The organism is Yersinia sp. FDAARGOS_228 (assembly GCF_002073315.2).
In the GTDB taxonomy this organism is placed as follows: domain Bacteria; phylum Pseudomonadota; class Gammaproteobacteria; order Enterobacterales; family Enterobacteriaceae; genus Yersinia; species Yersinia intermedia.
The window spans coordinates 3,383,338-3,395,282 of the sequence record NZ_CP020409.2; the positions used below are offsets into that span (position 1 = coordinate 3,383,338).

Sequence of the window (11,945 nt, forward strand, 5' to 3'; positions counted from 1 at the left end):
GTATCCTTTTAATCTTACTTCAGGCAGCTCACGTATTGGTTCGACAACTGAGACAAAAAGTTCACATAGCTGTCCTTGCCTAATACGATACCGCTGCCCAAGGGATCTAAGGTGCCTGAACGCACATTTGTTCCTTTAGCAACGGCATTAATGACGGCCGGCCTGAATTGTGGCTCAGCAAAAACGCATACCGCTTTATGCTCAACCAACTGTGTTCGAATTTGATGTAAACGCTGCGCACCAGGTTGTATTTCGGGATTGACTGTAAAATGCCCTAACGGGCTCAAGCCAAAGTATTTTTCAAAGTAGCCATAAGCATCATGAAAAACGAAGTATCCCTTACCTTGGGCAGGCTTCAGCATAGTAACAATATTTTTTTCATTTTGCGCTAGTTGATCCTCGAATCGGCGCAGGTTTGCATCTAATTTGTCCTTATTTTGTGGCATAAGTTCCAATAATCTATCGTGAATAGCGATTGCAGATTGTTTCGCAATTACTGGCGACAACCAAATATGCATGTTGTTTTCGCCATGATGGTGCTCATCACTGTGATTATCTTCAGCATGATCATGGTCATGCCCTGCGCTCTCACCTTCAGGTTCATCATGTTCGTCACCTCTAATCAATAAAGGTGTAACTGAAGGTAACTCAGCCAATGCAATCTTTTTATTATCAGTAACTTGTGTCAACGGTTTTGCTAAAAATGCTTCCATTTCTGGTCCGACCCAAATAACCAGCTCGGCACTGCGTAACCGCTGGACATCCGATGGACGAAGCGCATAATCGTGCGGCGACGCGCCATCAGGCAATAAGACTTCAGTTGGCAAAACGCCATCGGCAATGGCTGAAGCAATAAAACCTAACGGTCGTATCGATGTAACGACCGCAGCAGAGGCAATATTAAATGGGTTAGCAAGTAAAATTGCGCTGGCTAACATCGCCCGCTTTAACCACTTTTTTTTATGTAACATAATACGAATTCTCGACGTTTTGTTGGGTAAAGCGTAATATTATAACATTCACTCGGTTCTGCAAACGTAATCATAATGTCCACATTGGTAACTCTAAGTAATATATCCGTCACTTTTGGTAGTCGACGGGTACTGAATGATATTTCCCTTTCGCTGCGCCCAGGGAGAATTCTCACCCTGCTTGGGCCAAATGGGGCGGGTAAATCAACGCTGGTTCGCGTGGTGTTGGGCCTAATTCCGCCCACCAGCGGTACCCTTATCCGTCAGCCGGGTTTACGTATCGGTTATGTTCCGCAAAAACTCCATTTGGATGCCACATTACCACTCACTGTAAGCCGCTTTATGCGCTTGAAACCAGGTGTCAAGCAGGCGGATATCCTACCCGCCCTCAAGCGCGTACATGCCGCGCATTTATTAGACCAACCTATGCAAAAATTGTCTGGCGGTGAGAACCAACGCGTGCTGTTAGCCCGTGCGCTACTGAACAAACCGCAGTTACTGGTACTGGACGAGCCAACGCAAGGTGTTGATGTTAACGGTCAATTAGCGCTATACGACTTAATCGAACAACTGCGTAAAGAGTTAGGCTGCGCTGTTATGATGGTTTCCCATGACTTGCATTTAGTCATGGCCAAAACCGATGAAGTATTATGCCTTAACCAACATATTTGCTGCTCTGGCGCGCCAGAGGTTGTTTCCACTCACCCTGAATTTATCGCCATGTTTGGCAATCGTGGTGCTGAACAGTTAGCGGTTTATCGTCATCACCATAATCATCGACACGATTTGCACGGAAAGATTATTTTGAAAAACAGTGGGAGTCGCGAGGCATGATTGAATTATTGTTGCCTGGCTGGTTAGCGGGAGTATTGCTGGCAACTGCGGCAGGCCCGCTGGGGTCGTTCGTCGTTTGGCGTCGAATGTCCTATTTTGGTGATACTCTGGCCCATGCCTCTTTACTGGGTGTTGCCTTCGGTTTGCTGCTAAATGTAAATCCGTTTTATGCAGTAATTGCGATGACTATGGTGCTAGCTGTGATTCTGGTGTGGTTAGAACGTCGCCCACAGCTTGCAGTCGACACTCTGCTGGGGATTATGGCTCACAGTGCATTATCACTGGGTCTGGTGGTGGTCAGCCTGATGCATAACGTCCGGGTCGATTTAATGGCCTATCTGTTTGGTGATCTGCTTTCCGTAACACTGAGTGATATCTGGTTGATTGCTGCGGGTGTGATTGTGGTTTTGGCGGTACTTGGCTGGCAATGGCGGGCACTGCTGTCAATGACCGTTAGCCCGGAACTGGCTCATGTCGATGGAGTCAATCTGGAACGGGTACGGATGCTGTTGATGCTGGTAACCGCACTGACTATCGGGTTGTCGATGAAGTTTGTCGGTGCATTGATCATCACCTCGCTGCTCATAATCCCTGCCGCTGCGGCTCGTCGGTTTGCTCGAACTCCCGAACAAATGGCTGGAATTGCCATTGGTATCGGTATTGTTGCGGTGACCGGTGGCCTGACATTTTCTGCTTTCTATGACACTCCCGCTGGGCCTTCAGTGGTACTTTGTGCTGCCGTCATGTTTGTACTGAGCCTGTCACAAAAAGCGCGTGGATAATTGCTCAATTAGATGGGGTTTAACGTGATAAACCCCTATCCACCCTTGCCATTAATCTTATCAAACCATGTATTCCCGCCACTGCTAGCAATAACCAGGCTCACTATTAACGCCTATTGCCAAATATATCGACAATCATCAATTCTACTTTTTATATTTTAATTAGTGTGATCAACCACAAATACAATATAATTGCAGTGTAATACCCTGCCTAACACTCAAACCAATGAGCAATATAATGGTTATGCAGATACGTATCTCGTCTCTGCGTGGGCTTGTATGCTCCCAATTTATGCAGAATGATTATTCCGCAGAGGCGGCCTCTCATGGATAGATCCACACCAACTGGTTTACTTCAGCAACCCAAACCGTTCTTTATGATTTTCTTTGTCGAACTATGGGAAAGATTCGGTTATTACGGTGTTCAGGGTATTCTTGCTGTTTTCTTCGTCAAACAGTTAGGGTTTTCACAAGAACAAGCCTTTGTCACTTTTGGTGCTTTTGCCGCTTTGGTTTACGGCCTGATTTCGATTGGTGGATATGTCGGCGACCATTTATTAGGCACTAAACGCACCATGGTATTAGGGGCTATAGTGCTGGCTCTCGGATACTTCGCTACCGGTTTATCATTGTATAACCCAAATCTGATTTTCTTTGCTTTGGGGACCATTGCTGTTGGTAATGGTTTATTTAAAGCTAACCCGGCCAGTTTATTGTCAAAATGCTATCCCCCCAAAGATCCACGCCTTGATGGGGCTTTCACTTTGTTTTACATGTCGATCAATATCGGCTCCTTGATTTCACTGTCATTGGCTCCGGTTATTGCCGAACGTTTCGGTTATACCGTGACCTATTATTTGTGCGGCATTGGTCTGATCTTTGCCCTGCTGGTCTATTTTTGCTGCCGCCATATGGTGAGCCATATCGGTTCCGAGCCTGATGCCAAACCGTTAAATTGGCGAAACTTGCTACTGGTACTGGCTGGCAGTGCGGTGATGATATGTATCTGTGCCTGGTTAATGAACCATGTGGTGATTGCCAATCTGGTGCTAATCGTTTTATCGTTGATTGTCGTATTTATCTTTTTCAAAGAAGCATTTAAGCAAGATAAATTAGGCCGCAATAAAATGTATGTCGCTTTTATTCTGATGATTGAAGCGATCGTCTTCTACGTGCTGTACGCACAAATGCCGACGTCACTCAACTTCTTCGCTATCAATAATGTTCATCATGAAATTCTGGGCTTCACTATAAACCCGGTGAGTTTCCAGGCGCTGAATCCATTCTGGGTGGTGGTAGCCAGCCCGATTTTAGCCTCAATTTATACTCGTTTAGGCAGTAAAAACCGTGACTTATCGATGCCGGCCAAATTTACTTTAGGCATGTTTTTATGTTCACTGGGTTTTCTGACAGCGGCGGCTGCGGGGATGTGGTTTGCTGATGCACAAGGTCTAACATCACCTTGGTTTATTGTTCTGGTTTATTTATTCCAGAGCTTGGGGGAATTGATGATCAGTGCGTTAGGTTTAGCGATGGTAGCAGCGCTGGTACCACAATATCTGATGGGCTTTATTCTGGGGATGTGGTTCCTGACGCAAGCTGCATCGTTCCTGATTGGCGGTTATGTTGCCACCTTTACCGCAACACCTGAAGGGATAACGGACCCACTCGAGACACTGCCTATCTATACCGATGTTTTTGGTAAGATTGGCATGACTACACTGGCCATTGCACTGGTTATGGCGCTACTCATTCCATGGCTTAACCGAATGATTAACATACCGGTCGGCGAACAAGCAACTGCCTGATTATCACACCATCAGGGCTGGCATTGGCTCAGCCCTGCATCAAAAGAATTTACTCTTCGCGGGTAATACCAAAATGTTTATAGGCATGATTGGTGGCAATTCGCCCACGAGGTGTGCGTTGAATAAAACCTTGTTGGATCAAATAAGGTTCCAGCACGTCTTCAATCGTTTCCCGCTCTTCACCAATTGCGGCGGCCAAGTTATCCAGCCCTACCGGCCCCCCCATAAACTTATCGATTACGGCGAGCAACAGCTTACGGTCCATAAAGTCAAACCCTTCGGCATCGACATTAAGCATATCCAAAGCTTTCATCGCCACATCGCCGTTAATCGCGCCATCGGCTCTGACTTCAGCAAAATCTCGCACCCGCCGCAGTAGGCGGTTAGTGATACGTGGCGTCCCTCTTGAGCGACGCGCCAGTTGATGAGCCCCTTCTGGCGTCAATTCTAACCCCATACACCTGGCACTGCGCGCGACAATATGTTCTAAATCTGCCACCTGATAAAACTCCAAGCGCTGCACAATACCAAACCGATCACGCAGTGGAGAGGTTAACGAGCCGGCACGGGTGGTCGCACCTATCAGGGTAAATGGCGGCAAATCAAGTTTGATTGAACGGGCGGCTGGGCCTTCGCCAATCATGATATCCAATTGGTAATCTTCCATTGCCGGATAGAGGATCTCCTCTACAACCGGCGATAATCGATGGATTTCATCAATAAACAGGACATCGTGTGGCTCAAGATTGGTCAGCATCGCCGCTAAATCACCAGCTTTTTCCAAGACTGGGCCGGAGGTCGTTCGCAGGTTCACCCCCATCTCATTAGCAACAATATTTGCCAATGTGGTTTTGCCCAGCCCTGGCGGGCCGAAAATCAGGACATGATCCAGCGCATCGCCGCGCTGTTTTGCCGCCTGAATGAAGATTTCCATTTGCTCGCGGACGTGGGGCTGCCCGACATATTCAGCTAATAGCTTCGGTCGGATAGCCCGATCAATGCTCTCTTCATCACTGATGATACCTGCGGAGATCAGGCGGTCTGCTTCAATCATCCTGTATGACTCACTTTATAGTGCGGAACGCAAAGCGTCGCGGATCAGGGTTTCACAGTCAGCACCCGGTTTAGCAATTTTGCTCACCAACCGGCTGGCTTCCTGTGGTTTATAGCCTAAAGCGACCAGTGCAGAAGCGGCTTCCGCCTCTATATCAGCATCCGATGTTTGCGATGAACTGGCGGGTAACTGAATATCGCCGGTATTATTGAACAGATCACCATTAAGGCCTTTAAAGCGGTCTTTCATTTCCACCACCAGCCGTTCAGCAGTTTTCTTGCCGACACCCGGTAATTTAACCAAAGTAGTAATGTCTTCCCGTTCAACTGCGGCAACAAATTGCTGCGCAGACATGCCGGAGAGAATGGCCAGCGCCAGTTTAGGCCCAACACCGTTAACTTTAATCAGTTCGCGGAACAACGCGCGCTCCTGCTTATCATTAAAGCCATACAGAAGTTGGGCATCTTCTCGCACCACAAATTGGGTGAAAATAATGGCTTCCTGCCCCAGATCCGGCAGCTCATAAAAGCAGGTCATTGGCAATTGGACTTCATAGCCAACACCGTTTGTTTCCAACAGCACCAACGGTGGCTGTTTTTCCAGAATGATACCTCTGAGGCGCCCTATCACGTTGACTCTCTCCTCGTTTACCCACAACCGGGTATAAGCATAATGGCTGTTTATAGCACAAAAAAGGCTGGATGGATATACAGCCAACAATTACTGTTAACCTGTTCGTCTAGTAATGAGGCTTTACTCAAAGAACCTGGGATTGCAGGGAGGCAGCCTCTTAGAGGCAAGGCCGAGTAATAAACACCGCACCACCCTGCGCTCTCAAGTCTAAGGGGATGATCAGCGTATTCTGCCCCGCGCCAATGTCATTTGGTCATTACCCAATCGCAAGGTATTTTGACTAAGATGGCAATGGGTTATTGCAATAGCCAATGCATCGGCAGCATCGGCCTGAGGATTCGCTGGCAGTTTCAACAGTGAGCGCACCATATGTTGAACCTGACTTTTTTCTGCCGCCCCAGTCCCCACGACGGTTTGTTTTACCTGGCGGGCTGCATACTCAGAAACCGGTAAATTCAGGTTGACCGCAGCGACAATTGCAGCACCACGTGCTTGCCCCAGCTTTAACGCCGAATCCGGGTTTTTTGCCATAAACACTTGTTCAATAGCAAAAAAATCAGGTTGGAACTGAGTGATAATTTCAGTCACACCGGCATAAATTAGCTTCAGACGAGTAGGCATATCGTCAACAACAGTGCGGATACAGCCGCTGCCCAGATAAGTGAGCTGACGGCCTTGCTGACGAATAACGCCATAACCGGTGACACGAGAACCGGGATCGATGCCTAATACGATCGCCATACCAGTTTCTTTACCTTATTCGCTGCATTGCTTCTCATTAATATTATGTTGAGTAACATTAATGAGCAAAGGCACCGCACCTGTGCAATACCGTGGGTGTCTCTAAAAACACTGGCCACATAGTGCGGCCAGAGAGAATGACATAACTCATTGAACAGCCCGATGGGATGACGCTGTTTTACAATGTTGCCGCCACTTCATCAGAGATTTCACCATTATGGTAAACCTCTTGTACATCATCAGAATCTTCCAGCATATCGATCAAACGCAGCAGTTTTGGTGCTGTTTCTGCATCCAGATCTGCTTTAGTTGATGGAATCAACGCAACTTCAGCACCTTCAGCCACCAGACCTGTCGCATCCAGCGCATCTTTCACCGCACCCAGTGACTCCCAAGCCGTGAACACGTCAATAGCACCGTCATCATATACCACGATATCATCAGCACCCGCTTCCAATGCCGCATCCATCACGGCATCTTCTTCCAGCCCTGGTGCGTAAGAAATGACGCCTTTTTTGGTAAACAGATAGGAAACAGAACCATCGGTTCCCAAATTACCGCCGGTCTTAGTGAATGCATGGCGGACTTCAGATACGGTACGGTTACGGTTATCACTCAGGCATTCAACCATCACGGCAGTGCCGCCAGGGCCGTAGCCTTCGTAAATAATAGTTTCCATGTTGTTATCTTCGTCACCACCAACACCACGGGCAATGGCGCGGTTCAGCGTGTCACGCGTCATATTATTCGATAGCGCTTTATCGATGGCCGCACGTAAACGTGGGTTTGCACCGGGATCACCACCACCCAGACGTGCTGCAGTCACCAGCTCACGGATAATTTTAGTGAAAATCTTACCGCGCTTGGCATCCTGTGCCGCTTTGCGGTGTTTTGTGTTGGCCCATTTACTATGACCTGCCATAAATAAGTATCTCCAAAAATACTAGCTTGAATAAAGAACGTACTCTTCAATCGCCTGCTGATTACTCCAGGATTTAGTTAATGCTGCGGCAGTCGCTGCATCTAACCACTGGTAAGCAAGATGTTCGGTGATCACCACATCCCGCTCTTCGGGTAACGCCAGACAGAACCAATGTTCTTTATTCCGCGTAACACCCGGCGCATAGCGACGGCGCAAATGCACAAAGAGTTCAAATTCCACACAACGCTGGCAGTCGAACAGATCAAGGTTTTCACCCAGTATATCAATGCCGACTTCTTCCTTTACTTCGCGCTGCGCGGTTTGCCACGGCGCTTCCCCCTCTTCCAGACTGCCGGTCACCGACTGCCAGAAATCAGGATCATCACGCCGTTGCAACATCAGCACCCGACCACTGGATCTGGCGTAGATCACCGCCAGTATTGATTCTGGGCGCTTATACCCGTCATCTTTCAAACTGCAAGTGTGTTGGCTTCGCTCAATCATCCGAATCACTTACCGGTGTAAGCTCTCCGGGATTCTCTTGCTTGCCGCCTTCCTGCATCTTGAAATCTATTGGGTATATATAATTCATTACTGATTCTCTTCTTCCGCTACGTCTGTTGCCCCTTTCTTCGCCACCACGCTGATTGACAGCTCTTGCAGAGAAGCAGGATTAGCAAAGCTTGGCGCATCGGTCATCAGACAAGCCGCCGCAGTGGTTTTCGGGAAAGCAATAACATCACGAATGTTATCAGTACCGGTCAGCAGCATCACCAGACGATCCAGGCCGAAAGCCAGACCTGCGTGTGGCGGTGTGCCATATTTCAATGCGTCCAGCAGGAAGCCAAATTTCTCACGCTGCTCGTGTTCATTGATACCCAGAATACCAAACACCTGTTGCTGCATTTCGGTACGGTGAATACGCACTGAACCGCCACCGACTTCATAACCGTTAATCACTATATCGTACGCATTGGCGATAGCCGTAGTCGGTGCCGCAGCCAATTGCTCTGGGCTCATCTCTTTTGGTGCGGTAAACGGATGATGCATCGCCGTTAGGCCACCTTCGCTATCATCTTCGAACATCGGGAAGTCAACAACCCACAGCGGTGCCCATGTCCCCAGTTTGGTCAGTTCCAGGTCACGACCTACTTTCAGACGCAATGCCCCCATCGCATCAGTGACGATTTTGTTGCTATCGGCACCAAAGAACAGAATATCGCCGCTCTCAGCCTGAGCGCGAACCAGAATGGCTTCCAGCACCTCTGCACTAAGGAATTTCGCAATTGGGCTTTGCACACCTTCAACACCTGCTGCACGGTCATTGACTTTCAACCATGCTAAGCCTTTCGCGCCATAGATGCTGACAAACTGGCCGTACTCATCGATTTGCTTACGGGTAACCTGTGCGCCACCGGGAACACGCAGTGCGGCAACACGGCCTTTGGCATCATTTGCCGGGCCAGAGAAGACTTTAAACTCAACGTCTTTAACCAGATCCGCAACATCCACCAATTCCATTGGGTTACGCAGGTCTGGTTTATCAGAACCGAAACGACGCATAGCTTCAGCAAAAGTCATCACCGGGAAGTCACCCAGATCCACGCCTTTGGTTTCCTGCCACAATTCACGCACCAACTTCTCCATCACTTCACGCACTTGATCGGCGGTCATGAAAGAGGTTTCAACATCAATTTGGGTGAATTCAGGCTGGCGGTCAGCACGCAAGTCTTCATCACGGAAGCATTTTACGATCTGATAATAGCGGTCAAAGCCAGACATCATCAGTAACTGTTTAAACAGCTGTGGTGATTGTGGCAATGCATAGAACTTGCCTTTGTGTACACGGCTTGGCACCAGATAGTCACGCGCACCTTCTGGGGTTGCTTTGGTCAGCATTGGGGTTTCAATATCGAGGAAACCATGGCTGTCCATAAAGCGACGGACAAAGCTGGTGATTTTGGCACGGCTTTTCAGGCGATCAGCCATTTCCGGGCGGCGCAAATCCAAATAGCGATACTTCAGACGCTGTTCTTCACTGTTGGTTTGATTTGAGTCCAGTGGCAACGGCTCAGAACGATTGATGATATTCAGCGCATTGGCAAAGATTTCCACTTCGCCCGTCGACATATCTTTATTGATTTGGCTATCAGGGCGGGCGCGCACGGTGCCGGTAATCTGGATACAGAACTCATTACGCAACTCTGAAGCCTGTTCAAAAGCGGCTTTATGGTCTGGATCGAAAAATACCTGAACGATGCCTTCGCGATCACGCATATCAATAAAAATCAGACCACCCAGGTCACGACGACGGTTAACCCAACCACAAAGTGTAACGCTTTGGCCCACATGGGACAGATTCAACTGCCCGCAATACTCAGTACGCATACAATATCCTTTTACTCAGCCGATGCCGCACGCGCTATGCACTGTCCGTGCGACTGTTTTCTTAGGTGTTTTGGATTAAAGAGTCTTGAAAAATGGGGGTCATTATAAAGGAATTTCATGGTATAGATAAGAGCGAACGCACAGCTCAGGCACGACAAAATCCCTTTCAGCGATGTTTTAACACATCATTTAACAAATTTATCCCCTCACAAGGACCGCTCGATAACATATGCTGGCATAAACAGGGCAACGGGTGAAACCGCTCATCCCAACTTTCGCATAATGATATTAAGGCGTAGCAGAATGAAACTTGATGTAAAAACCACCGCACTGGTGCTGATTGACTTACAACAAGGGATCTTACCTTTTGCCAAAGGCCCCTACACGGCAGCACAGATCATCGCGACCAACGCGCAATTGGCAGAACAGTTTCGCTTGCTGGATGCTCCGGTGGTTTTGGTGCGTGTGGGTTGGTCCGATTCCTTCGCCGAGGCACTAAAACAACCGGTAGATCAGCCAAGCCCTGCCCCCAAAGGCGGGTTGCCAGACTCATGGTGGACGTTCCCCGAACAACTCGCGGTGGCTGATCAAGATATCAAAATAACTAAACACCAGTGGGGCGCATTTTACGGCACAGATTTGGATTTACAATTGCGCCGGCGCGGCATCAAAACCATCGTATTGGCGGGGATTGCCACCAATGTCGGTGTGGAATCAACAGCTCGTGCAGCTTGGGAGCACGGTTATGAATTGGTGATTGCCGAAGACGGTTGCAGTACGGCGAGCAATGAGATGCAGCAGTTCGCATTTACGCATATTTTCCCCCGGATATCCCGCGTGCGCAGTAGCCGCGAAATTCTTGCGGCCCTTAGCGCGTAACGCTATAACGTCAGTGCAGCTAACAACGCTGTAGCGCCGAGTAAGAAGGGTAAAAAATGTATATCGGACTGCCGCAATGGCAACACCCAACCTGGAACCGGCTGGGTATCAAGGATTTAGCTGACTATAGCCGCTACTTTAATTGTGTAGAGGGGAATACGACGTTTTATGCATTGCCACGGCTGGAGATCGTACAGCGCTGGCGCGATATGACGCCGGACAATTTCCGCTTTTGCTTTAAATTCCCCTCAACGATTAGCCATCAGTCTGCGTTGCGCGAATGTGAACCGGATCTACAGGCTTTTTATCACTGTTTGGCCCCATTGCATGAACGCATTGGTCAGTTGTGGTTACAGTTGCCCGCAGCTTTTGGGCCTAATGCGTTGAATCATCTGTGGCAATTTCTCGATAAATTGCCTGCTGGCTTCAATTATGGGGTCGAAGTACGCCATCCTGAGTTTTTTGCCAAAGGGGCCGCTGAGTTGGCGCTCAACCAAGGTTTGCACCAACGGTCAATCAATCGGGTGATATTAGATAGCCGCGCTATTCATGCAGCCAAACCGGCAACAACGGCAGTACGGGATGCGCAAAGCAAGAAACCCCGCCTCCCCGTACATGCCGTCGTCACTGGCAATCAGCCCTTAGTACGATTTATTGGTGGTGACCAAATGGATGATAATTTAGCGCTATTTTCGCCATGGTTACAAAGGCTGCCACAGTGGGAACAGCAATATCAGCCTTATTTATTCATTCATACCCCTGATAACAGTGATTCGCCGCAGCAAGCGCAAAAGATATGGCAACAGTTAGCAGCACGCATACCGACGCTAGCAACTGCACCTGACTGGCCCGAACAAGCGACGTTGTTTTAACCTCATCTTTCCAAACACTAAACTGAACCTCAAGAAATGATAATCCAGCGATTTTTCTAGC

General features: G+C 48.5%; 12 protein-coding genes. 5 read left to right on the plus strand and 7 right to left on the minus strand.

The genetic code is table 11. The features are described from left to right. Positions 1–14 precede the first annotated feature (14 nt). A complete protein-coding gene (gene znuA, locus A6J67_RS15615; RefSeq protein WP_005185247.1) occupies positions 15–971 on the minus strand; it encodes a zinc ABC transporter substrate-binding protein ZnuA in 957 nt (318 codons plus the stop codon). Between the two features lie 75 nt (positions 972–1,046). Between znuA and znuC the strand changes: the two genes are divergently transcribed. The 3 genes from znuC (at position 1,047) to dtpB (ending at position 4,395) form a co-directional block, all read left to right on the plus strand. Continuing rightward, complete coding sequence (gene znuC, locus A6J67_RS15620) at positions 1,047–1,805, plus strand: zinc ABC transporter ATP-binding protein ZnuC (protein ID WP_005185245.1); 759 nt, start codon at positions 1,047–1,049, stop codon at positions 1,803–1,805. After that, the gene (gene znuB, locus A6J67_RS15625; RefSeq protein ID WP_042569697.1) at positions 1,802–2,587 is read left to right on the plus strand and encodes a zinc ABC transporter permease subunit ZnuB; all 786 of its coding nucleotides are present in this window, start codon (positions 1,802–1,804) and stop codon (positions 2,585–2,587) included. The genes znuC and znuB overlap by 4 nt, the downstream gene beginning before the upstream one ends. A 326-nt stretch (positions 2,588–2,913) precedes the next feature. Next, positions 2,914–4,395, plus strand: coding sequence for a dipeptide/tripeptide permease DtpB (dtpB, locus tag A6J67_RS15630; RefSeq protein WP_050297460.1), 1,482 nt, complete (start codon positions 2,914–2,916; stop codon positions 4,393–4,395). A 49-nt stretch (positions 4,396–4,444) separates the two neighbouring features. On the opposite strand, the gene ruvB is transcribed toward dtpB, so the two are convergent. From ruvB to aspS, 6 genes are all read right to left on the minus strand, one after another. After that, entirely contained in the window at positions 4,445–5,449 is a 1,005-nt protein-coding gene (gene ruvB / locus A6J67_RS15635) for a Holliday junction branch migration DNA helicase RuvB (protein WP_005185240.1), read from the minus strand. A gap of 15 nt (positions 5,450–5,464) precedes the next feature. After that, positions 5,465–6,079, minus strand: a complete 615-nt coding sequence (gene ruvA / locus A6J67_RS15640) for a Holliday junction branch migration protein RuvA (RefSeq protein WP_032906336.1) — start codon at positions 6,077–6,079, stop codon at positions 5,465–5,467. Between the two features lie 222 nt (positions 6,080–6,301). Continuing rightward, positions 6,302–6,823, minus strand: a complete 522-nt coding sequence (gene ruvC, locus A6J67_RS15645) for a crossover junction endodeoxyribonuclease RuvC (protein ID WP_005185237.1) — start codon at positions 6,821–6,823, stop codon at positions 6,302–6,304. Positions 6,824–7,001: 178 nt separating this feature from the next. Then, positions 7,002–7,745 (minus strand): YebC/PmpR family DNA-binding transcriptional regulator, encoded by a 744-nt coding sequence (locus tag A6J67_RS15650; protein WP_004715224.1) that lies wholly within the window; start codon positions 7,743–7,745, stop codon positions 7,002–7,004. 21 nt (positions 7,746–7,766) lie between these two features. Continuing rightward, on the minus strand, positions 7,767–8,249 hold the full coding sequence (nudB, locus tag A6J67_RS15655) for a dihydroneopterin triphosphate diphosphatase (protein WP_005185234.1): 483 nt from the start codon (positions 8,247–8,249) through the stop codon (positions 7,767–7,769). An 87-nt stretch (positions 8,250–8,336) separates the two neighbouring features. Next, positions 8,337–10,133 carry an aspartate--tRNA ligase gene (gene aspS, locus A6J67_RS15660; RefSeq protein WP_080608252.1) on the minus strand — a complete coding sequence of 599 codons (1,797 nt, stop codon included), beginning with the start codon at positions 10,131–10,133 and terminating at the stop codon, positions 8,337–8,339. Positions 10,134–10,436: 303 nt separating this feature from the next. On the opposite strand from aspS, the gene A6J67_RS15665 reads away from it, so the two are divergent. Then, a complete protein-coding gene (locus A6J67_RS15665) occupies positions 10,437–11,012 on the plus strand; it encodes a hydrolase (protein ID WP_050297461.1) in 576 nt (191 codons plus the stop codon). A gap of 56 nt (positions 11,013–11,068) precedes the next feature. Next, positions 11,069–11,884 (plus strand): DUF72 domain-containing protein, encoded by an 816-nt coding sequence (locus tag A6J67_RS15670; RefSeq protein ID WP_042569695.1) that lies wholly within the window; start codon positions 11,069–11,071, stop codon positions 11,882–11,884. Positions 11,885–11,945: the final 61 nt, after the last annotated feature.

Bases quoted from the DNA above. Each gene is read 5' to 3' on its own strand.
- znuC (WP_005185245.1), top strand. From the start codon at position 1,047: ATGTCCACATTGGTAACTCTAAGTAATATATCCGTCACTTTTGGTAGT.
- aspS (WP_080608252.1), bottom strand. From the start codon at position 10,133: ATGCGTACTGAGTATTGCGGGCAGTTGAATCTGTCCCATGTGGGCCAA.
- ruvC (WP_005185237.1), bottom strand. From the start codon at position 6,823: ATGGCGATCGTATTAGGCATCGATCCCGGTTCTCGTGTCACCGGTTAT.
- ruvB (WP_005185240.1), bottom strand. From the start codon at position 5,449: ATGATTGAAGCAGACCGCCTGATCTCCGCAGGTATCATCAGTGATGAA.
- A6J67_RS15665 (WP_050297461.1), top strand. From the start codon at position 10,437: ATGAAACTTGATGTAAAAACCACCGCACTGGTGCTGATTGACTTACAA.
- A6J67_RS15650 (WP_004715224.1), bottom strand. From the start codon at position 7,745: ATGGCAGGTCATAGTAAATGGGCCAACACAAAACACCGCAAAGCGGCA.
- A6J67_RS15670 (WP_042569695.1), top strand. From the start codon at position 11,069: ATGTATATCGGACTGCCGCAATGGCAACACCCAACCTGGAACCGGCTG.
- znuA (WP_005185247.1), bottom strand. From the start codon at position 971: ATGTTACATAAAAAAAAGTGGTTAAAGCGGGCGATGTTAGCCAGCGCA.
- nudB (WP_005185234.1), bottom strand. From the start codon at position 8,249: ATGATTGAGCGAAGCCAACACACTTGCAGTTTGAAAGATGACGGGTAT.
- znuB (WP_042569697.1), top strand. From the start codon at position 1,802: ATGATTGAATTATTGTTGCCTGGCTGGTTAGCGGGAGTATTGCTGGCA.
- dtpB (WP_050297460.1), top strand. From the start codon at position 2,914: ATGGATAGATCCACACCAACTGGTTTACTTCAGCAACCCAAACCGTTC.